Source organism: Streptomyces capillispiralis (assembly GCF_007829875.1).
Taxonomy (GTDB): Bacteria; Actinomycetota; Actinomycetes; order Streptomycetales; family Streptomycetaceae; genus Streptomyces; species Streptomyces capillispiralis.
Genome location: NZ_VIWV01000001.1, coordinates 2,737,221 through 2,757,731, shown reverse-complemented (window position 1 = coordinate 2,757,731; position 20,511 = coordinate 2,737,221). Strand labels below are relative to the sequence as shown.

The window sequence follows — 20,511 nt, the reverse complement described above, 5'->3', positions numbered from 1 at the left end:
GCGGCCTCCCTCCCAGGCCGGCGGCCCGGCCCCTTCCCCGGCACGCCCCCGCGGGGGCGGGAAGCGCTCGCCCGGATCGCCGTCGCCGTACGGCCCCCCGGCGGGCCCCCCAGGGGTTAGGCTGCGTGCCGGACGCCCGTGCGTCCGGACCGACGAAGACGTGACTTCAAAGAACGGCGTCGCACGCATTTACACGGGCAGTGGTCTAGTCCACAATGCGTAGCAGGACAAGAAGCCTGCCTTCCCCGCACAGGAAGGCGGACCGAGGATCCGGAGCTCTCTGCCCTGACTGCCCCGGTTCCTCATCCCTCGGCCGACCGGGACCGCACACCCCGCGGCCGATATTGCTCCGGGCTGCGGTGCCGGGAGGGTTGAGGGTCCCTCTCGCGCGCCGCGGCCCGCGGGTGTTCTCCGGGCCCGCACCGACCCCCGGGTACGCTCGCTGACGTGCCCTCCATGAACGAACTCGTACGCCAGCACACCGCCCTCGACGACACCGACCTCGAGTGGCTCCACCTGCTGGTCTCGGAGTGGCAGCTGCTCTCCGACCTCTCCTTCGCCGACCTGGTCCTGTGGGTCCCCACCCGCGACGGCACCCGCTACGTGTCCGTCGCCCAGATGCGGCCCAACACCGGCCCCACCTCGTACCAGGACGACATGGTCGGCCACCTCGTCCCGCGCGGCCGCCGTCCCATGCTGGACGCGGCCCTGGACGAGGGCCGCATCGTGCGCGAGGGCGACCCGGAGTGGCGCGAGGAGGTCCCCGTGCGGGTCGAGTCCATCCCCGTGCGCCGCGAGGGACGTGTCCTCGGTGTGATCGCGCGCAACACCAACCTGCTCACCGTGCGCACCCCGAGCCGGCTGGAGCTCACCTACCTCCAGAGCGCCTCCGACCTCGCGCAGATGATCGCGGCCGGCGCCTTCCCGTTCGCGAACCAGCAGCTGGAGATGGACGCCTCGCCCCGGGTGGGCGACGGGCTGATCCGGCTCGACGCCGACGGCATCGTCCAGTACGCCTCCCCGAACGCCCTGTCCGCCTACCACCGCATGGGGCTCGCCGCCGACCTGGTGGGCCATCACCTCGGCCACACCACCGCCGAACTGGCCCCCTCCCGCGGGCCGGTGGACGAGGCGCTGGCCAAGGTCGCCAGCGGCTGGGCGCCGCGCGAGTTCGAGATCGAGGCGCACGACGGGGTGATCCAGTTCCGGGCGATCCCGCTCAAGCCGAAGGGCACGCGCATCGGGTCGCTGGTGCTGCTCAGGGACGTCACCGAACTTCGCCGCCGCGAACGCGAGTTGATCACCAAGGACGCGACCATCCGGGAGATCCACCACCGGGTGAAGAACAACCTCCAGACGGTGGCGGCGCTGCTGCGCCTCCAGGCCCGACGGATCGAGTCCGAGCGCGGCCGCGAGGCGCTGGAGGAGGCCGTGCGGCGGGTCGGGTCGATCGCGATCGTGCACGAGACGCTCTCCCAGAACCTGGACGAGCGCGTGGAGTTCGACGAGATCGCCGACCGCGTCCTCGCGATGGTCGCCGAGATCTCCCCCGGCAAGGTCACCGGCCGGCGCACCGGCCGCTTCGGCATACTCGACGCCGAGGTCGCCACCCCGCTGTCGATGGTGCTGACCGAGGTCCTGCAGAACGCCCTGGAGCACGGCTTCCGCGAGGGTGAGACCGGGACCGTCGAGGTGTCCGCGGTCCGCGGCGGCACCACCAAGGAGGCCCGTCTGCTGGTCACGGTGCAGGACGACGGCGTCGGTCTGCCCGAGGGCTTCGACCCGCACACCGCCGGCAACCTCGGTCTGCAGATCGTACGGACGCTGGTGGAGGGCGAGTTGGGCGGCACCTTCGACATGGTCCCGGCCCCGGACCGGGGGACCCGGGTGATCCTCGACCTTCCGGTGCCGTCGGACAAGTGACGGACGGGCACCTCCGGCGGAGGGCCTGAGCGCAGCAAAAGGCCCCGGACCGGGTGACGGTCCGGGGCTGATGCTCGTTGCTTCGGGGTCCCCCTGCTCGAGCGGAGTCGAGACCTCGGGGGGAAACCGCGCGCTGCGGCTCGGGGGCGGGAGATGCGTACGCGCTGTCTACGGAGTAATGCCGTCAGGCACACGCGCCGCCAAGCTCAGGCTGTCAGCAGCAGGGGGTGTCAGGCGGAGGCCTGACGGGCCCGGTTGCGGGCGGCGCGGCGCTTCATCGCGCGACGCTCGTCCTCGCTGAGACCACCCCAGACGCCGGAGTCCTGACCGGACTCGAGCGCCCACTGCAGGCACTGCTCGATCACCGGGCAGCGACGGCAGACGGCCTTGGCTTCCTCGATCTGCAGCAGCGCGGGACCGGTGTTGCCGATGGGGAAGAAGAGCTCGGGGTCTTCCTCGCGGCAAACGGCGTTGTGACGCCAGTCCATGGCTGCTACCTCTCCTTGGTATTACTGCAGGTGCTTGTGAATGTGAACGCTTTCACGAATCCCTCAACAAGTGAAGGGCCGACCGCCAGGTTCGCTGGCGTGGTCCTTGGGTTTGAAGAGGGGTTCCGGTGATCTGTGGAGGCCGGTGTTGCGGGCCGTCCCGATCGCCATGTAGAGACTCGCAAACCTCGGCGACGGATACAACCCCTTCCGGAAAGTTTTTTTTGATTCTTCGGTGTCGACTAGGTCACAGCCGTACTTCCATGGGGTGGACCCTGGCCTAAACGTTCGAGTGAAAGGACTTTGGCCCTTTCTGCTCACACAATCACACGCAGTGCACGGCGTACGCCTGTGAACGTCACGCTGGTTCGCAGCCCCAGGTGGTCACCGTCCATCTGGAGGGGGAGCGGCACCTTCGAATGCAAGGTGAAGCGGGTCAGATCGTGGTGTGAGACCGCGTGCTTGCCACGGGGGCCGCGCTCCGGGGACGAAGTGAGCAACTGGGTGCCATACCGGGCAACCGCGGCCGTGGAAAGCCGGCTCAGACCGAAGAGATCGAGTCCCGTATCGAACGAGGCCTTAGGTGACGCGTAGATCGGACGATTGCCGAGAAACGTCCACGGCGAGGTGTTCGAGACTATGGAGAGCACCAGATCGGTGACGGGCTCCTCACCCGGATGCTCCAGGGTGATCACCCCGCGCCGCCGGTGCGGCTCGCCGAGCAGCTGCCGGACGACCTGGCGCATGTACAGCGCGTGGGTGGACTTCCTGCCGCGCTCCCGCTGCTGCTCCACCCGGCCGACCACACCGGCGTCGAAGCCCAGTCCCGCGTTGAAGGTGAACCAGCGGGACGGCACGGCCTCGTCCTCGGTGCCCGGGGTGCCCGAGGTCAGACCCAGTCCCACGGTGCGCTCCCGGCCCTCGCGCAGCGCGTCCAGCAGCACGCCGGTCGCCTCCACCGGCTGGTTCGGCAGCCCCAGCGCGCGGGCGAACACGTTCGTCGAGCCGCCGGGGACCACGGCGAGCCCGGGCAGGTGCTCCGGATCGGGGCCCGCGTGCAGCAGGCCGTTGACCACCTCGTTGACCGTGCCGTCCCCGCCCAGGGCCACCACCAGGTCCACGTCGTCGCTCTCCGCGGCCTGCCGGCCCAGGTCGCGGGCGTGGCCGCGGTACCCGGTGGTGACCGCCTCCAGCTTCATCTCGCTGGCGAGCGCGTGGATCAGCACATCGCGCGTACGCGCGCTCGTGGTGGTTGCCGCCGGATTGACCACGAGAAGTGCACGCATGACGTGCAGGGTACCTACTGAGCGGTACCTGGCCCAGACCGAGGCGGAACCCCGGGGCCGGAGACGGGGTGTGAACCCCGGCGCGGGGCGCGTCGACGGGGTGCGACCTCACCACGGGGGCGCGCGGTGCGAGGGCTACCCTTCAGGGGTGAGCAGTCAGCAGACCCCCACCACCGGCCCGGACGCCGCCACCGGCCCCCGCCCGCGCCGCCTCACGTACGCCGCGGCCCTGGCCGCCCTGGAAGGGCTCGCCCTGGTGGCCGGCGGGGTGTGGATGCTGGTGCTCGGCCTCACCGGCGAACCGGACGACCGCCGTCAGGCCGTCACCGGCGGGGTGACCCTGATCGTGCTCGCGCTGCTGCCGCTGCTCGCCGCGCGGGGCCTGTTCGCCCGGCGGAGCTGGAGCCGCGGCCCCGCCGTCATCACGCAGGTCATGGCGCTGCCGGTGGCCTACAACCTGCTGCGGTCCGACAGCGTGGCCATCCCGGCCGGGATCGTGCTCGCCGTCGTGGCCGTCACCGCGCTCGTCCTGCTGATCAACGCCGAGACCACCCGGGCCCTCGGCATCCGCGGACCCGGGAACGCCGGCAAGTAGCGCCCCCGAAGCCGCGCCGGGTCACTCCTCCACGAGCAGCTTCTCCCGCAGCTGGGCCAGGGTGCGGGCCAGCAGCCGGGAGACGTGCATCTGTGAGATGCCGACCTCCTGCGCGATCTGCGACTGGGTCATGTTGCCGAAGAAGCGCAGCAGCAGGATCCGCTTCTCGCGCGGCGGGAGGTCCTCCAGCAGCGGCTTGAGCGACTCCCGGTACTCCACGCCCTCCAGCGCCTCGTCCTCGGCGCCGAGGGTGTCGGCGACCGCCGGGGACTCGTCGTCGGTGTCGGGGACGTCCAGGGAGAGCGTCGAGTACGCGTTGGCGGACTCCAAGCCCTCCAGGACCTCCTCCTCCGAGATGGCCAGCTTCTCGGCCAGCTCGTGCACCGTGGGCGAGCGGCCGTGCAGCTGGGAGAGCTCCGCCGTGGCCGTGGTGAGCGACAGGCGCAGTTCCTGGAGCCGGCGCGGCACGCGCACCGCCCAGCCCTTGTCGCGGAAGTGCCGCTTGATCTCGCCGACGACCGTCGGGGTCGCGTATGTGGAGAACTCCACGCCCCGGTCCGGGTCGAAGCGGTCGACCGACTTGATCAGCCCGATGGTGGCGACCTGGGTGAGGTCGTCCAGCGGCTCACCGCGGTTGCGGAAGCGGCGCGCGAGGTGCTCGACGAGCGGCAGGTGCATGCGCACCAGCCGGTTGCGCAGCTCCGCGTACTCGGGAGTGCCGTCCTGGAGGGCGCGCAGTTCGAGGAAGAGGGCGCGCGCCCCGCTGCGGTCCTGCGGGTTGTGGTGCGCGTGCCCGCCCTGGGCGCCCGGTGTGCTCCGCGTGCCCTGGGCACCCGGCGCCCGCGGCGCCTCGTCCTCGGCGTGTCGCTCGTGCTCGCTCATCGTCCCGCCCGTCGCCCTTCCCCGAGCGCTCGCCTCGTCCCCCGCCGCCGGCGTCGCCCGCGCGGGGGCTCCCCCGCGCCCGGTAACGGCCTCGGCCGGCCCGGCCGCGGGCGTGCTCCGCACGGCACCGCCGGGCTGCCCGCCGCCCGGCCGGACGACCTCCGTGGAGTCGTCCTCCGGATGCGGCCGGGCCTGCTCGGGGATGCCGTCGATGCCGTCCGGCACGCGCTCGGCCGGCAGCTCCCGTGTGCCGCGTTCTTCGTCCCGCACCGGCCCGTCCTCGTTCCTCACGCCGGCCCGGGTCCCGCGCCGCGCTGTTTGTAGAGGCTGATCGAAACGGTTCTGTCCTCGTCCACGGCGGAGGAGACCTTGCCCGCCAGCGCGGACAGCACGGTCCAGGCGAAGGTGTCCCGCGACGGGGCGTGACCGTCCGTGGTGGGCGCCGAGACGGTGACCTCGAGCGAGTCGTCGACGAGCCGGAAGACACAGCTGAGCACCGATCCCGGCACGGCCTGCTGGAGCAGGATCGCGCAGGCCTCGTCGACCGCGATGCGCAGGTCCTCGATCTCGTCGAGGGTGAAGTCCAAACGGGCCGCGAGGCCGGCCGTGGCCGTACGCAGCACCGACAGGTAGGCACCCGCGGCCGGCAGCCGGACTTCCACGAAGTCCTGGGTCGCGGGCTCGCCTGCGATCTGGGACACCCTCACCTCCAAGGTGGTACAAGCGTTTCAGGGCCGGGTTCGCCCCCGGGTAACGCGCTACGTGGTTCAGCGGTGACGCTATCGCGCTCTCGACGGTCCTGTCCCCGGGACCCCGACCCGTATGCTGTCACTCATAGTAAAACTATGAATACGCTCCGTGGCTAGGGGTCTGCGGCTCCCAAATGGGAAGAGCGCGCGCCGCATTGACGTACCCAGGCGTCGGACGGTCGAACCGTCCGGCACCGGAGTCGCGCCGGGTCACACCAGTACGTGGTCGACGAAGCACCAGCGCCAGTCCTCGCCGGGTTCGTGGGTCCGCATCACGGGGTGGCCGGTTTCCCGGTGGTGCTCCGTCGCGTGCCGCCTCGGCGAGGAGTCGCAGCACCCGACGTGACCGCAGGTGAGGCAGAGCCGCAGCTGCACCGGATCGGTGCCGTCGCGCAGGCACTCCGGACACGTCTCACCGAGTGGGACGGGTTCGGGGTGCGGCAGCGCGTCGGCGTGCGTGCACTGTTTCATGATTGCCAGATTACGACGCCCGCGCGGGCGACCGCGCGGAAAAACGAGGGTGGGCCCGACATGGATGTGATGCCACTGCTGTTGCTGGTGGCGGGCAGTGCCGCGATCGCCGCGGCCGCCCGGCGCACCCCGGTGCCGGCACCCCTGCTGCTGGTCGCGGCCGGCCTGGCGGTCAGCTACCTCCCCGGGGTGCCCGAATACACCCTCGACCCGCACATCGTCCTGCCGCTCATCCTGCCCCCGCTGCTGCACACGGCGGCCACCGACAGCTCCTACCTCGACCTGCGGGCGCAGCTGCGGCCGGTGGCACTGCTGTCGGTGGGGTACGTGCTGTTCGCGACCTTCGCCGTCGGCTGGGTCCTGTACCTGCTCGTGCCGGGACTGCCGCTGACCGCGGCGCTGGTGTTCGGCGCCGTGGTGGCCCCGCCGGACGCGGTCGCGGCGACGGCGGTGGCGCGCCGGGTGGGCCTGCCGTCCCGGATCACCACCATCCTCCAGGGCGAGTCCCTGCTGAACGACGCCACCGCGATCACCGCGTTCCGGGTGGCCGTGGCGGCGGCCGTCGGCGAGGGCGCCACCTGGTCCGGGGGCATCGGGGAGTTCCTGCTCGCGGCGGTCGGCGGGCTGGCGTTCGGCCTGGTGCTGATGGCGCCCCTGCACTGGCTGCGCACCCACGTGAAGGAGGCGCTGCTGCAGAACACGCTCTCCCTGCTGATCCCGTTCGTCGCCTACGCCGCCGCCGAGCAGGTGCACGCCTCCGGTGTCATCGCCGTGGTGGTCGTCGCGCTGTACCTCGGGCACCGCGCGTGGGAGGTCGACTTCGCCACCCGCCTCCAGGAGGAGGCGGTGTGGAAGATGGTCGCGTTCGTCCTGGAGTCCGCGGTGTTCGCGCTCATCGGGCTGCAACTGCCCGTCGTCCTCAGGGGACTCGGCGCGTACGAAGGCGTCGACGCCGCCTGGTACGCGCTCGCCGTCTTCGCGGTGGTCGTCGTGGTGCGGTTCGTCTGGGTGTACCCGGCGACCTGGCTGCCGCCGCTGCTGTCGGCGCGGATCCGGGAACGCGAGGGGAGACCCGGCTGGAAGGCGCCGTTCGTCATCGCGTGGGCCGGGATGCGGGGCGTGGTCTCGCTGGCCATCGCCTTCTCGATCCCCTTCACCGCCGAGGGCGAGGACTTCCCGCAGCGCAACCTGCTGCTCTTCCTGACCTTCACCACCGTCATCGGCACCCTGGTGGTGCAGGGCCTCACCCTGCCCCCGCTGATCCGCGTGCTCGAGCTCCCAGGCCGCGACGCGCAGGCCGAGACCCTGGCGGAGGCCAACGCCCAGGCCCAGGCGTCCAGGATCGCCGAACAGCGCCTCGACGAGCTGCTGTCCGACGAGCGCAACGCCCTGCCCGCACCGCTCGCCGAGCGGCTGCGCACCGTCCTGGAGCGCCGCCGCAACGCCGTCTGGGAACGTCTCGGGCAGGTCAACCCGGTCACCGGGGAGTCGGTGGACGACACCTACCGCCGGCTGTCGCGGGAGATGATCGGCGCGGAGCGCGAGGTGTTCGTCCGGCTGCGCGACGGCCGGTACATCGACGACGAGATGCTGCGGACGCTGCTGCGCCGGCTGGACCTGGAGGAGGCGGCGGCCTACCGGGAGACGACGTGAGGCCCCGTGCTCACGGGAAGGGGCGGCCGGTGATCACGGCGGCGACCGTGCTCCCGCGCGGGAACGCGTTCTCCTCCGCCATGGCGACCAGGGCGTAGAGCAGTTTGGCGACGTAGAGGCGCTCCACGGGGACGCCGTGGCGCTGTTCGAAGTCCACGGCGAACGCCTCCAGTTCCGGCGTGGTGCGGCCGTAGCCGCCGAAGTGGAAGCGGTCGTCCAGGCTCCAGTCGCCGCGCGGGCCGCCGAACGCCGCGGTCTGCAGGTCCCGTATCCCGTCCGCCAGGAAGCCGCCCTTGAGGACGGGTATGCCCAGTGCGCGCCCGGCGGTGCCGAGCCCCGCGGCCAGTCCGGCCAGGGTGCCGCCGGTGCCGCAGGCCACCGCGGCCACGTCGGCCCGCCCGGCCAGCTCCGCACCGAGTTCCCGGCAGCCGCGGACGGCGGCGGAGTTGCTGCCGCCCTCGGGGACGACGAACGCGTCCTCGGCGCCGGCGGCGCGCAGGACGGCCGCCAGGGTCTCCGGCTCGCCCTTGCGGCGGTACGCCGACCGGTCGACGAAGTGCAGCCGCATCCCGTCCGCCGCGCACCGCGCGAGTGAGGGATTGAGCGGACGGCCGGCGAGCTCCTGGCCACGCACCACCCCGACCGTGTCCAGGCCGAGCAGCCGCCCCGCGGCCGCCGTGGCGCGCAGATGGTTGGAGTAGGCGCCGCCGAAGGTGAGCACGGTCCGCCCGGCCGCCGCCGAGAGGTTCGGCGCCAGCTTGCGCCACTTGTTGCCGACCAGCTCCGGGTGGATCAGGTCGTCCCGCTTCAGCAGGAGCCGGACCCCCCGCCGTGCGAACCGCTCGTCCGCGGCCTCCCGCAGGGGTGAGGGCAGTCGCGGACGCAGGCCCGTGGGGGCGGCCGAGCCGGAATCGTCGGAGCTGGTCACACGGTCATTGTCGCCCGGGACTCCTTGCGTCCGCGGCGGCGGACCGGCGCGATCAGGGAGGGCCCTCCCCGCAGGCACCACAGGGCGATCACCGGATCGCAGATCGCGCAGCCCAGGGAGGAGGTGTGGGCGAAGGGGACGATGGGATTGCCCTTGAGGTGGTGGACGACGTCCCACGCGGTGTGCAGCAGCCAGGCGATCCCGATGTACGTCCACGACTCCAGGCCGCGGAACGCGACATAGGTGACCAGCGCGGTGAAGGCGAACTCCCAGCCGCCCAGGCCGCCGCCGCTGAGATAGGCGGCGCCCGCACCGGCGACCATGACGGCGTTCAGGCGCCGCCGGTGCGGTTCACGGACAAGGGACATCAGCAGGGCGTAGAGAACGCCGATGCCGATCGGGGCGACGTACTGCATGGCGGGGCCTTTTCCTTGGCGGGCGGGAACGGTTCACCACGCTAGGAGCGGGTCCGCCGGGGACCCAGGGGGCCGAGCGACAGGTTCCAACGGGTTGTCGCCACGCGGTCCGCGTCCGCGCGCCGTCACGCCCCGGGCCGGCGCCGGGGCCCCGTCATCCCGGCCGGTCGCTGGACGGCGTCATGTCGGCGGGTCGCCGATCCGTGTCATCTCAGCCGGTCGCCGATCCGGTCCCGCATCGAGCCCATGGTGAACCCGCGCGGGTCCACCTTCCCCGGCTGCCACTCCTTGTGCCCGATCACCGACCGCTCGTTCCAGCCGTGGTGACGGCACACGGCCGCCGCGGCCCTCTCGATCGCCTCCAGCTGGACCTTGGGCCAGGGGTCATTGCCGTCGCCCAGGTTCTCGCACTCGAACCCGTAGAAGTGCCGGTTGCCGTCGGTGTTCAGCTCGTTGTCCGCCGGCAGCCCCCGCTCGGCGATCACCGCGCGGAGCACGTCGTCGTCGCCGAGCCCCGCGTGGTTGGCCCGGCCGTAGCCGACGAGGTGGACCCGGCCGTCCTTGGTGATGACACCGTGGCACAGCGGCCCCGGCAGATCCGCGTAACCCTTGCGGCAGAGTTCCACCGTCCTGGCGCTGCCCTTGGTGACCGTGTGGTGGATCATGACGCCGTGCACCGGGCCCCACGGACCCTTGTGGTTGCGGTTGTGATCACGCCAGTCGCCGACCTCGACGACCGTGAGACCCTCCGCCCTGAGAGCGCGCAGGAACGCGCTCGCGGACATGGGTGGGGCCATGACCGCCCTCCTTCGTGCCGGGCGGCGGCCGCCCGATGCAACCGCCTGATACCCGTGGCTATACCTGAAAGGAACGCGTTCAATGACTCGTTCGCGCGCTGTGCGAGCCGATCCGGACAAAATCCTTCCGCCACGGCCTCGTTGAACGGGCGCCCATGTCTGCCCAGCCCTCCCAAGATCCAACCCCGCTCATTCGGGTAATGGTGCCGACACGCTGCGTGAGGAACGCTTGATCGCGCAGCACGACGCCCGGCACGACCGGGCGTGGATCACCATTTGGGGAGGGCAATTCTCTATGTCGGTAGGCGAAGAGGTCCGCGCGGAGCAGGCCGGGCAGCAGCAGAGCCTCGGTACGGCGGCGGCGCGGAACCTGGCCACCACGACCAAGTCCGTGCCGCAGATGCAGGAGATCAGCTCGCGCTGGCTGCTGCGCATGCTGCCCTGGGTGGACGTGCAGGGCGGTACGTATCGCGTGAACCGGCGGCTGACCTACGCCGTCGGCGATGGCCGGATGACGTTCGTGAAGACCGGCGACCGGGTCGAGATCATCCCGGCGGAACTGGGGGAGCTGCCGGCCCTGCGGTCCTACGAGGACGACGAGGTACTGGCCGAACTGGCCGCCCGCTGCCGGCAGCGGGAGATCGGCGCCGGCCAGGTGATCGCCTCCTTCGGCAGCCCCGCCGAGGAGGTGTACCTGCTGGCGCACGGCAGGGTGGAGCGGGTCGGCACCGGCCCCTACGGCGAGGACGAGTCCCTGGGAGTCCTCGCCGACGGTGCCTACTTCGGCGAGCAGGCCCTGCTGGACGACGACGCCATCTGGGAGTACACCGCCCGCACCCTCACCGCCTGCACCGTGCTGGTCCTGCCGCGCGAGGCCGTCCAGCAGGTCGCCGAGCGGTCGGACACCCTGCGCGAGCACCTGCGCCGGCGGCTCTCGGGTCCCGGGCAGCCCACCAACAAGTACGGGGAGAAGGAGATCGACCTCGCCGCCGGCCACAGCGGCGAGCCGGACATCCCGCACACCTTCGTCGACTACGAGGCCAGGCCGCGCGAGTACGAACTCAGCGTCGCCCAGACCGTGCTGCGCATCCACACCCGCGTGGCCGACCTCTACAACCAGCCCATGAACCAGACGGAACAGCAGATCCGGCTGACCGTCGAGGCACTGAAGGAGCGCCAGGAGCACGAACTCGTCAACAACCGCGAATTCGGTCTGCTCCACAACTGCGAGTACGACCAGCGGATCCAGCCGCACGACGGCGTGCCGGGCCCCGACGACCTGGACGAACTGCTCAGCAGGCGGCGCGGGACCAGGCTGCTGCTCGCCCATCCGCGCGCGATCGCCGCGTTCGGCCGTGAGCTCAACAAGCGGGGACTCGTCCCGGAGACCATCGACATGGGCGGCAACCGCATCCCCACCTGGCGGGGCGTGCCGATCTTCCCGTGCAACAAGATCCCGGTGACCGAGGCGCGCACGACCTCGATCATCGCCCTGCGTACCGGGGAGGAGGACCAGGGCGTGATCGGCCTGCGGGCCGCCGGCATCCCCGACGAGATCGAGCCGAGTCTGTCCGTGCGCTTCATGGGCATCAACGAACAGGCCATCATCAAATACCTGGTCACGGCCTACTACTCGGCCGCGGTCCTGGTACCGGACGCGCTCGGCGTGCTGGAAAACGTCGAGATCGGCCGCTGGCGGTGACCGTCGGCCAGCTCCCGCCGTGTCCCCGCCCGTCCGGGCGGGTACACCTCGGAGGTACGCGCTCGACGGGTGCGGAAGCGCCATCCCTCCGCTCCTCCACCGAGCCGGTTTCAGGGGGAGGCCGATGACGGAGTCCATGACGGAGCCGACGACAGGGCTCACGGCGGAGCGCCCGGCCGGGACCGCGGTGGAGCGTTCGGCCGGGGATCCGGCAGAGCGCCCGGCCGGGAACCCGGCGGAGCGTTCGGGCGGGACCGCGGCGGAGGCGGAGCACCGTGCCGGTGACGGGCACGAGGCGACGATGCTGCTGGAGCGGGCGCGGGCCGCGGTCGACCCGGTGCTGCGGGCCGCCGTCGGCTCGCTGCCCGCGTCCATGCGCCGGATCGCGCTGTACCACTTCGGCTGGGAGGACACGGACGGCGCGCCGGCGGGGGGCGGTTCGGGCAAGGCGGTCCGCCCGGCGCTGGTGCTCGCCGCGGCCTCCGCGCTGGGCGGCCCCGCAGCCCGGGGCGCGGCCCTGCGGGCGGCGGCGGCCGTGGAACTGGTCCACAACTTCACGCTGCTGCACGACGACGTGATGGACCGGGACGCCACCCGCCGCCACCGGCCCACCGCCTGGACGGTGTTCGGGGACGCCGACGCGATCCTCGCCGGGGACGCCCTCCAGGCGCTCGCCCTGCGGCTGCTCGCGGAGGACCGCCATCCGGCGGCCCCCGCCGCGGCGGCCCGGCTCGCCGCCTGCGTGGTCGAACTGTGCGAGGGGCAGCACGCGGACACGGCCCTGGAGCGTCGGGACCCCGGTGAGGTCACCCTCGCCGAGACGCTCGCCATGGCCGAGGCCAAGACCGGTGCGCTGCTCGGCTGCGCCTGCGCGATCGGTGCGCTGTACGCGGGGGCCGGGGACGAGGACGTGGCGGCACTGGACGCGTTCGGCCGTGCGGCGGGGCTGGCCTTCCAGCTGATCGACGACGTGATCGGCATATGGGGCGACCCGCTCCGCACCGGCAAGCCGGCCGGCGCGGATCTGGCCGCCCGCAAGAAGTCGCTGCCGGTGGTCGCCGCGCTCACCTCCGGCACCCCGGCGGGAGCGGAACTCGCCGCCCTGTACGCGACCCCGCACCAGAAGGAGGACCTGGACCACATCGCCCTGACCGTGGAGCGGGCGGGCGGCCGGGACTGGGCGCAGACCCAGGCGGCCGACCGGATGGCCCGGGCGATGCAGGAAGTTGCACGGGCGGTGCCCGACCCGGAGGCGGCGGGCGGGCTGCTCGCCCTCGCCGAGTTCGTGACACGGCGCAGCACCTGACGGCACCGGCCCCGTCCAAGGCCCCGGAACCACGGCGCCGTGCGGCTCCTGACCCCGCACGGCACCGTGGCTCCGGCCCGGCGGGTCCCGCACTTCCCCACGATGTGCGGGGCCCGCCCTCCCCCCGGTCGTCCCGTTAGGCTCAACGTCCTTACGGCAGACGACGGTTGAGCGAAGGGGCGGACATGGGCGTGGCGATCCGGACGGCTGGGGACGGGGACCGGGAGCTGATCGTGCGGCTCCTGGACGAGGCGTTCCAGGACGACCCGGTGAGTGGCTGGGTCTTCCCCGGTGAGCAGTACCGCCGGACCACGCACCACCGGCTCATGGCGGCCTTCACCGACATCGTGCTCGCCGAGGGACGCGTCGACGTCACCGAGGACGGATCGGCGTGCGCGCTGTGGCTGTCGGTGCCCGCGGACGACGGCGGCCACGGCGCCGAGCGGGCGGACGGCGAGGGTGCGGACGGCGAGGGTGCGCGGGACGACGGCCCGGCCCAGCTGCGCCGGGCCGTCGACCCGGAGAACGAGCGGGTGGAGCTGATCGGCCGGCTCACGGCGGGCATCCACCCCGCCGGGCGGGACCACGAGTATCTGTGGATGATCGGCGTCGTGCCCGGCCGCCAGGGCGAAGGGCTCGGCACCGCGCTGATCGGCTCCGCCCTCGACCGCTGCGACCGGGAGGGCCGGGCGGCGTACCTCGAGGCGAGCAGCGCGCGCAGCCGCCTGCTGTACGAGCGCCTCGGCTTCGAGGCGGCGGGCGAGCCCCTCCTCCTCCCGGACGGCCCCCACATGTGGCCGATGTGGCGCGAGCCGCGCCCCGGCGGGACCTCGCTGTAAATCCATCCCCTTCCGGAACGGGTCGCCGGGCCCCGGTCCGGCGGCGACCTCGCCCGGGGGAGTCGCCCGACCCGGACGTCGGGACCACCGCGGGCGACCTGGTCGGCCACCCGGTGCGCGCCGGAGTCGGTGCGTTCGTTCGGCAGCGGTGTGCCCGTGCGGGCGTACAGCGGGAAGCGCCGAGCAGCCGCCGGGCCTACCCTGGAGGGCATGGGCAGCGAACAACCCGTCTGTCCCGCCTGCGGACAGCCGGTCGAGATGGTCATCCGGCGCCACAAGACCTTGGGCGCGTGGGTTCCGGTGTGGGTGCACGGCCCATGCCACAACCCCACGTGCGACAGGTTCCTCGCCGGCGGGACCGGTCAGGGCCAGGAGGCCGAGGAAGCCGAGGAAGCCGAGGAGCCTGGGAGGCCGGAGACGGCCGGGGAATCCGGCACTGCCGAGTCCGCCCCGGCCAGCAGGGACGCGGGCCCGGCGGGCACGAGGCGGTAGGAGCTAGGACCGGCTCCCGGCCCGCCCCAGTCCCGCCCCAGTCCCGCCCCGGCGGCGTCCCGCTGCCGGTCGCCACCGGAGCAGCACCGGGTCGCCACCGGACGCCGACGGCGGCGAGGCGTGTCGCCCCCGCCCGCCCCGCTTCCCCCGGGCCACCAGCGGCTAGTCCGACCGGTCCGCCAGTCCGCCCGTCTCCGGGTCGCGGCCCGTCAGGCAGTACGGGGCGCCCGACGGGTCCCGCATCACGGTCCAGTGGCAGAAGGCGGCCACGAACACGGCACCGAGTGCCTCGTGCCGCGCCCGCGTCGCCCCGATGTCGGCGCAGGCGAGGTCCGGATGGGCCGAGACGGGCCGATCCTCCGCCAGCCGCTGGAGCAGCACCCGCGGGGGCAGCCCGGCCGGCGGCCTGAGCACGTGGAACTCCGGGAGCGAGCCGGGCAGCGACTCCCAGCCGGCCAACAGGCCGCCCCAGAAGGCCACTTCGACGTCGTACGTCTGCGGTGGGACATCGAGGCACACCTGGTCCAGACGGCTGCCGTGCACGACGGGCGGCCGGACCGACTCCCCGTGCCACGGCACCGCGCAGAACACGTGCCCCGCCGGTGAACGCAGTACGGACCACCCCTCGTGCTCGGCGACCGGTGCCGCGCCCAGCCGCAGCGCCGACGCGGTGAAGCCCGCCCGGTCGTCCACGGAGAAGTCGAGGTGGGTGCCGCCCCCGCCGGAGAGGACCCGTTGCACCCCCACGCAGGCGTCGGTGCCGTCCGGGCGCAGGGTCGCGAACTCCTCGCTGTCTCCCGTCGGTTCGGACCGCCGTGCGCCGGTCACGGCCGCCCAGAACGCACCGGCGGGGGCGTCCGACGGGGCGGGCCGGTCGAGGAACGCGTACGTCCAGCGGATGCTCACCGTGCGGGGCGTTCCATGAAGCGCAGCATGTTCCCCGCCGGGTCGCGGAACGCGCAGTCGCGCACCCCGTACGGCTGGTCCACCGGCTCCTGGAGCACGTCCGCACCGGCGGCCCGCACGCGTTCGAAGAGGGCGTCGCAGTCGGCCGTGGTGAAGTTGACCCCGCGCAGCATGCCCTTGGCCAGCAGCTCGGCCATCGCCTGCCGGTCGCCGGGGGAGGCGTCCGGGTTCGCCGCGGGCGGCTCCAGCACGATCTCCACGTCCTGCTCGGGCGAGCCGACCGTCACCCAGCGCATCCCCTCGAACCCCACGTCGTTGCGGACCTCGAGACCCAGCACGTCGCGGTAGAAGGCCAGCGCCTTGTCGTGGTCGTCCACGGCGATGAAGCACTGGGCGAGCCGCACATCGTTTCCTGTGTCCATGGGTCCACGCTAGAAGGTCCCACCCGGATCGGCCCGGGGCCTGCCCCGCACCGGGCGGGTGTACGTCCGGGCGACGCACGGCGGAATCACCGCGCTCTCCTCGTGCGACCGGGCCCGGTACGCGCTCGGGGTCTCACCGACCAGCTCCGTGAAACGCGAGCTGAACGAGCCCAGGGAGGTGCAGCCGACCGCGAGGCACACCTCCGTCACCGTGAGATCGCCGCGCCGCAGCAGGGCCTTCGCGCGCTCGATGCGCCGGGTCATGAGATAGCCGTACGGCGTCTGCCCGTACGCCGCGCGAAAGCTGCGCTGGAAGTGGCCGGGCGACATCAGGGCGGTCCGCGCCAGCTCCGCGATGTCGAGGGGCTCGGCGTACTCGCGGTCCATGCGGTCCCTGGCCCGCCGCAGCCGCACCAGATCCTCCAGCTCCATCGGCCCAGCATCCCACGCTCCCGCCCGGCCCCGGCGGCCGCGCCGAGCGCCATGTCACTGGGCCGTCGTACCGTTTCGGTCGACCGCCCGGACGGGTGGTGCGGGAGGGGTGAGGCATGGAGTGGAGCGGGGACGCTCGGCTGGCGGCCGGGACGGAGGCCGCCTGGTACCTGGAGACGGCGTTCACGCCCGGGGCGCACCTGGGGACGGTGTACGACGATCCGACGACGCCCGTCGTGGTCACCGGGATCGAGGAGGTGACCACCCTGCGCCTGCCCAGCGGCCGTCTCGTGGTGGACGCGCCGTGGCACGACGACGAGAGCCTGGAGTACGAGCGAGGGCTGCCGACGAGGCCCCCGCGGGAGCTGGCGGTGCGGATCCCGCCGGGCGCCTACCGGGTGGAGATCGCGTGGACGGCGGGGCCGTACGAGTTCTTCGGCCAGCACTTCGACGGCGTCGCGTGCGCCGCGACCCGCTTGTGCGTCAGTGACGAGCCGGTGGCCGGGTGGGAGATGGGCCTGGGCGTCGACGACGACATCGACCGGCTTCAGCCGGGCGAGCGGATCGGCTTCGCCTCCGACGCCAACGTGGGCTGCTTCGCCGACGCCGGCGCGTGGACGGCCCTGGCCGCGCCGTTCCGCACGTACGTGGACGGTGGGCCGGTGCCGCGGAACTCCGAACGGCTGCCCAGCTGGTGCGAGCGGGTGGCCGACGAGTCGCACCGAGCCGATCTGGTCACCTTCACGGCGGAGTCGGGCGGCGTCGTCTGGCTGGGCCGCACCAGGGCCGGCGACGTGGCAGCGGTCGTCGTGACCAGCGGCCTGCCCGGTGCCAAGGCCTGACGCGGCGGCACCGGGCGCGCCGGTCACCGGAACGCACCCGGTCGCGCGAGGACCTGCGGCCCGGAAAAGAAGACCGCACCCGGGCCGTCAGGGACGCCGTGCTCGGCGGCCCGTGGACCGGGTGCGGACTCGGAGACACTGCAACCAAGGAGTTCGCAGGTCATGAGGCATGATCGGAGATCAGGCCTTCTTGGTCTCCCAGAAGATCTTGTCGATCTGGGCGATGTAGTCCAGCGCCTTCTGGCCGGTGGCCGGGTCCGTCGACGCCTTGGCGGCCGAGAGGGCCTTCAGGGTGTCGTTGACCAGCTGGTGCAGCTCCGGGTACTTCTCGAAGTGCGGGGGCTTGAAGTAGTCGCTCCACAGCACGGAGACGTGGTGCTTCGCCAGCTCGGCGCGCTGCTCCTTGATGACCGTGGCACGCGCCTGGAAGTGCGGGTCGTCGTTGCCGGCCATCTTTTCCTGGACGGCCTTGACCGACTCCGCCTCGATGCGGGCCTGGGCAGGGTCGTACACACCGCAGGGCAGGTCGCAGTGCGCGCTGACCTTGACCTTGGGGGCAAACAGGCGGGAAAGCATGAAGCGTTTCCTTCCTCGTGATCGTCTTCTCACACGGGACATTACTCCGTGGCGGACGGCTTTTCGCGGGTGCCCCCGGGGGCTTAGGACAAAAGTCCGGGGTGAGACTGGGACTGGTGGAGGACGAACCGGGGAGGTGCCGGGTGATGCCGGAACCGTCGCAGGACGCCGAGCGGGCGAAGGCGCCGCTGCCCTTCGGGGTGGCCGAGGTGACGGGGCCGTCCATGGTGCCCACGCTGCACCACGGGGACCGGCTGCTGGTGCACTACGGCGCCCGGGTCAGACGGGGTGACGTGATCGTGCTGCGGCATCCGTTCCAGCAGGACCTGCTGGTCGTCAAGCGGGCCGCCGAGCGGCGCGAGGGCGGCTGGTGGGTGCTCGGGGACAACGCGTACGCGGGCGGGGACAGCACGGACTACGGGGTGGTGCCGGACGAGCTGGTGCTCGGCCGGGTCCGCTTCCGCTACCGGCCGCGCACTCCCGACCGGCGCTCACCGCTGGCCGTGGCCGCCTGGGCGCTGTCCTCGGCCCGTCCGGTGTTCTCCGACCGGTCCGCCTCCAGGCGTTTGCGGGCGCGGTAGGCGGCCACGTTCGCCCGGGTGGCGCAGCGGTCGGAGCAGTAGCGGCGGGAGCGGTTGGTCGAGGTGTCCAGGTAGGCGTTGCGGCAGGGCGGGGCCTCGCACAGGCCGAGGCGGTCCACGCCGTACTCGGTGAGGTGGAAGGCCAGGCCCATCGCGGCGATGGCGGCGTAGCCGGCGGTCGCGTTGGACGGGTGGTCGGCCAGGTGCATGTGCCACAGCGGGCGGCCGTCGTCGTCGCGGAAGTCGTGCCCCGAGATCTGGGGGCTCACCGGGAACTCCAGCAGCAGGGAGTTCAGCAGGTCGACGGCGAGCGTCTCGTCGCCGCCGTCGGCCGCCTCGAAGACCGCGCGGAGCCTGGCCCGGACCGAGCGGAAGCGCGTCACATCGGCGTCGGTGGTGCGCCGCGCGGCCGACTGGTTGGCGCCGAACAGATCGCGGACGGCCTCGACCGAGGTCAGCGTGTCCTTCCCCCGGGCCGGTTCCTCGGTGTTGACGAGGCGTACGGCGTAATCCGAGTAATAGGCCAGTTCCACTTGTAGTCCTTACGCAGGGGCTCTATGGTCGTGCGTGCGGTCGGGTAACAGACGATCGTGCTTCAAGGGTATTACGGGACGCAGACGCGGGAGGGGCTCGATGACGGACACGCACGCCACCACGACGGCCGCCGCCGACTGGCACGCCTGGCAGGAGAGCTGGGACCGGCAGCAGGAGTGGTACATGCCCGACCGTGAGGAGCGGTTCCGGGTCATGCTCGACATGGTGGAGGCCCTCGTCGGCACCTCCCCGCGGGTGCTGGACCTCGCCTGCGGCACGGGCAGCATCACTGCCCGGCTGCTCGCCCGGTTCCCGGACGCCACCAGCACCGGCGTCGACCTGGACCCGGCGCTGCTCGCCATCGCCGAGGGCACCTTCGCGGGGGACGAGCGGGTCTCCTTCGTGACGGCCGACCTCAAGGATCCCGGGTGGGCGGCGGCACTGCCGTACGACTCCTACGACGCCGTGCTGACCGCGACCGCCCTCCACTGGCTGCACAAGGAACCCCTCGCGGACCTCTACGGGCACATCGCGGCCCTGCTGCGCGACGGCGGTGTCTTCATGAACGCGGACCACATGATCGACGACTCCACGCCCCGGATCAACGCGGCCGAGCGCGCCCTGCGCCACGCCCGCATGGATCAGGCCAAGCGCGACGGCGCCCTCGACTGGGCCCAGTGGTGGCAGCTCGCCGCCGCGGACCCGGTGCTGGCCGGTCCCACGGCCCGGCGCTACGAGATCTACGGCGAGCACGCCGACGGCGACATGCCCCCGGCGGCCTGGCACGCCCGCGTGCTGCGCGACCAGGGCTTCGGCGAGGCCCGCCCGGTGTGGTGCTCGCCGTCGGACACCCTGCTGCTGGCGCTGAAGTAGCCCCGGGCACGGCCGAGGGGCGGTACGGAGATCCCGTACCGCCCCCCTCGCCGTGCGCGCAGTCAGAGCACCTTGGACAGGAACGACTTCGTCCGCTCGTGTCGCGGGTTGGTCAGCACCTCGCGCGGGTGACCGGACTCGACCACCACACCGCCGTCCATGAAAACCAGGCTGTCGCCCACCTCGCGGGCGAAGCCCATCTCGTGGGTGACGACGACCATCGTCATGCCGGACTCGGCCAGGTCGCGCATGACGTCGAGGACGTCACCGACCAGCTCCGGGTCCAGGGCCGAGGTCGGCTCGTCGAAGAGCATCAGCTTGGGCTCCATGGCCAGCGCCCGCGCGATCGCCACGCGCTGCTGCTGGCCGCCGGAGAGCTGCGAGGGGTAGTTCCCGGCCTTGTCGCCGAGCCCCACGCGCTCCAGGAGCTGCATCGCGCGCTCCCGGGCCTGCGCCCTGCTCACGCCCCTGACCTGGACCGGCGCCTCCATGACGTTCTCCACGGCCGTCATGTGCGGGAACAGGTTGAAGCGCTGGAAGACCATGCCGATGTCCCGGCGCTTCAGGGCGACCTCGCTGTCCTTGAGCTCGTACAGCTTGTCGCCCTTCTGGCGGTAGCCGACCAGCTCGCCGTCGACGTAAAGACGCCCGGCGTTGACCTTCTCGAGGTGGTTGATACACCTCAGGAAGGTGGACTTGCCGGAGCCGGAGGGGCCGATGAGGCAGAACACCTCGCCGGACCTCACCTCCAGGTCGATGCCCTTGAGGACCTCGACGGCACCGAAGGACTTGTGCACGCCCTCCGCCTTGACCATGGC

The 20,511-nt window shown here is 72.3% G+C and carries 23 protein-coding genes; 9 read left to right on the top strand and 14 right to left on the bottom strand.

Annotation, left to right across the window (positions count from 1 at the left end):
* Positions 1–456 precede the first annotated feature (456 nt).
* Positions 457–1,923: a sensor histidine kinase gene (locus FHX78_RS11315; RefSeq protein ID WP_145871863.1), complete on the top strand. Its 1,467-nt coding sequence runs from the start codon at positions 457–459 to the stop codon at positions 1,921–1,923.
* 230 nt (positions 1,924–2,153) lie between these two features.
* Here FHX78_RS11315 and FHX78_RS11310 read toward each other — a convergent pair whose 3' ends face one another.
* Entirely contained in the window at positions 2,154–2,411 is a 258-nt protein-coding gene (locus tag FHX78_RS11310) for a WhiB family transcriptional regulator (protein WP_003992873.1), read from the bottom strand.
* A gap of 317 nt (positions 2,412–2,728) precedes the next feature.
* Positions 2,729–3,697, bottom strand: a complete 969-nt coding sequence (locus FHX78_RS11305; protein ID WP_145867312.1) for a diacylglycerol/lipid kinase family protein — start codon at positions 3,695–3,697, stop codon at positions 2,729–2,731.
* Positions 3,698–3,845: 148 nt separating this feature from the next.
* Between FHX78_RS11305 and FHX78_RS11300 the strand changes: the two genes are divergently transcribed.
* Positions 3,846–4,292, top strand: a complete 447-nt coding sequence (locus FHX78_RS11300) for a hypothetical protein (protein WP_145867311.1) — start codon at positions 3,846–3,848, stop codon at positions 4,290–4,292.
* Between the two features lie 21 nt (positions 4,293–4,313).
* Here the strand turns inward: FHX78_RS11300 and FHX78_RS11295 are convergent, their stop codons facing one another.
* The 3 genes from FHX78_RS11295 to FHX78_RS11285 form a co-directional block, all read right to left on the bottom strand.
* Entirely contained in the window at positions 4,314–5,444 is a 1,131-nt protein-coding gene (locus FHX78_RS11295) for an RNA polymerase sigma factor SigF (RefSeq protein ID WP_167531739.1), read from the bottom strand.
* A gap of 17 nt (positions 5,445–5,461) precedes the next feature.
* The gene (locus FHX78_RS11290) at positions 5,462–5,875 is read right to left on the bottom strand and encodes an ATP-binding protein (RefSeq protein ID WP_006136266.1); all 414 of its coding nucleotides are present in this window, start codon (positions 5,873–5,875) and stop codon (positions 5,462–5,464) included.
* Between the two features lie 258 nt (positions 5,876–6,133).
* A complete protein-coding gene (locus tag FHX78_RS11285; protein ID WP_145867309.1) occupies positions 6,134–6,394 on the bottom strand; it encodes a UBP-type zinc finger domain-containing protein in 261 nt (86 codons plus the stop codon).
* Between the two features lie 60 nt (positions 6,395–6,454).
* On the opposite strand from FHX78_RS11285, the gene FHX78_RS11280 reads away from it, so the two are divergent.
* Positions 6,455–8,047 carry a Na+/H+ antiporter gene (locus FHX78_RS11280; protein ID WP_145867308.1) on the top strand — a complete coding sequence of 531 codons (1,593 nt, stop codon included), beginning with the start codon at positions 6,455–6,457 and terminating at the stop codon, positions 8,045–8,047.
* Between the two features lie 10 nt (positions 8,048–8,057).
* Here the strand turns inward: FHX78_RS11280 and FHX78_RS11275 are convergent, their stop codons facing one another.
* From FHX78_RS11275 to FHX78_RS11265, 3 genes are all read right to left on the bottom strand, one after another.
* Positions 8,058–8,975, bottom strand: coding sequence for a 1-aminocyclopropane-1-carboxylate deaminase/D-cysteine desulfhydrase (locus tag FHX78_RS11275; RefSeq protein ID WP_145867307.1), 918 nt, complete (start codon positions 8,973–8,975; stop codon positions 8,058–8,060).
* On the bottom strand, positions 8,972–9,391 hold the full coding sequence (locus FHX78_RS11270; protein ID WP_145867306.1) for a DUF6010 family protein: 420 nt from the start codon (positions 9,389–9,391) through the stop codon (positions 8,972–8,974). Before FHX78_RS11270 ends, FHX78_RS11275 begins: the two co-directional genes overlap by 4 nt.
* A gap of 206 nt (positions 9,392–9,597) precedes the next feature.
* Complete coding sequence (locus FHX78_RS11265) at positions 9,598–10,188, bottom strand: N-acetylmuramoyl-L-alanine amidase (RefSeq protein WP_189908526.1); 591 nt, start codon at positions 10,186–10,188, stop codon at positions 9,598–9,600.
* Between the two features lie 295 nt (positions 10,189–10,483).
* On the opposite strand from FHX78_RS11265, the gene FHX78_RS11260 reads away from it, so the two are divergent.
* From FHX78_RS11260 to FHX78_RS11250, 3 genes are all read left to right on the top strand, one after another.
* Positions 10,484–11,890, top strand: a complete 1,407-nt coding sequence (locus FHX78_RS11260) for a family 2B encapsulin nanocompartment shell protein (protein ID WP_145867305.1) — start codon at positions 10,484–10,486, stop codon at positions 11,888–11,890.
* Positions 11,891–12,014: 124 nt separating this feature from the next.
* Positions 12,015–13,196 (top strand): family 2 encapsulin nanocompartment cargo protein polyprenyl transferase, encoded by a 1,182-nt coding sequence (locus tag FHX78_RS11255; protein ID WP_373312989.1) that lies wholly within the window; start codon positions 12,015–12,017, stop codon positions 13,194–13,196.
* Positions 13,197–13,381: 185 nt separating this feature from the next.
* Positions 13,382–14,035 carry a GNAT family N-acetyltransferase gene (locus FHX78_RS11250; RefSeq protein ID WP_145867304.1) on the top strand — a complete coding sequence of 218 codons (654 nt, stop codon included), beginning with the start codon at positions 13,382–13,384 and terminating at the stop codon, positions 14,033–14,035.
* 654 nt (positions 14,036–14,689) lie between these two features.
* On the opposite strand, the gene FHX78_RS11240 is transcribed toward FHX78_RS11250, so the two are convergent.
* From FHX78_RS11240 to FHX78_RS11230, 3 genes are read right to left on the bottom strand one after another with little or no spacing between them, the layout of a single operon-like run.
* Positions 14,690–15,433, bottom strand: coding sequence for a VOC family protein (locus FHX78_RS11240; protein ID WP_145867302.1), 744 nt, complete (start codon positions 15,431–15,433; stop codon positions 14,690–14,692).
* Positions 15,430–15,855 carry a VOC family protein gene (locus tag FHX78_RS11235; protein WP_145867301.1) on the bottom strand — a complete coding sequence of 142 codons (426 nt, stop codon included), beginning with the start codon at positions 15,853–15,855 and terminating at the stop codon, positions 15,430–15,432. The genes FHX78_RS11240 and FHX78_RS11235 overlap by 4 nt, the downstream gene beginning before the upstream one ends.
* Positions 15,856–15,864: 9 nt before the next feature.
* A complete protein-coding gene (locus FHX78_RS11230; RefSeq protein ID WP_145867300.1) occupies positions 15,865–16,287 on the bottom strand; it encodes a helix-turn-helix transcriptional regulator in 423 nt (140 codons plus the stop codon).
* 116 nt (positions 16,288–16,403) lie between these two features.
* Between FHX78_RS11230 and FHX78_RS11225 the strand changes: the two genes are divergently transcribed.
* Positions 16,404–17,129, top strand: a complete 726-nt coding sequence (locus tag FHX78_RS11225; RefSeq protein ID WP_145867299.1) for a DUF4241 domain-containing protein — start codon at positions 16,404–16,406, stop codon at positions 17,127–17,129.
* 180 nt (positions 17,130–17,309) lie between these two features.
* Here the strand turns inward: FHX78_RS11225 and sodN are convergent, their stop codons facing one another.
* Positions 17,310–17,705, bottom strand: coding sequence for a superoxide dismutase, Ni (gene sodN / locus FHX78_RS11215; protein ID WP_004983535.1), 396 nt, complete (start codon positions 17,703–17,705; stop codon positions 17,310–17,312).
* A 146-nt stretch (positions 17,706–17,851) separates the two neighbouring features.
* Between sodN and sodX the strand changes: the two genes are divergently transcribed.
* Positions 17,852–18,286 carry a nickel-type superoxide dismutase maturation protease gene (gene sodX / locus FHX78_RS11210; RefSeq protein ID WP_145867298.1) on the top strand — a complete coding sequence of 145 codons (435 nt, stop codon included), beginning with the start codon at positions 17,852–17,854 and terminating at the stop codon, positions 18,284–18,286.
* Here sodX and FHX78_RS11205 read toward each other — a convergent pair.
* A complete protein-coding gene (locus FHX78_RS11205; protein WP_145867297.1) occupies positions 18,169–18,819 on the bottom strand; it encodes a CGNR zinc finger domain-containing protein in 651 nt (216 codons plus the stop codon). The two genes, sodX and FHX78_RS11205, sit on opposite strands and share 118 nt — an antisense overlap.
* Positions 18,820–18,919: 100 nt before the next feature.
* Between FHX78_RS11205 and FHX78_RS11200 the strand changes: the two genes are divergently transcribed.
* Positions 18,920–19,693, top strand: a complete 774-nt coding sequence (locus tag FHX78_RS11200; protein ID WP_145867296.1) for a class I SAM-dependent methyltransferase — start codon at positions 18,920–18,922, stop codon at positions 19,691–19,693.
* A gap of 62 nt (positions 19,694–19,755) precedes the next feature.
* On the opposite strand, the gene FHX78_RS11195 is transcribed toward FHX78_RS11200, so the two are convergent.
* Complete coding sequence (locus FHX78_RS11195) at positions 19,756–20,508, bottom strand: amino acid ABC transporter ATP-binding protein (RefSeq protein ID WP_145871858.1); 753 nt, start codon at positions 20,506–20,508, stop codon at positions 19,756–19,758.
* Positions 20,509–20,511: the final 3 nt, after the last annotated feature.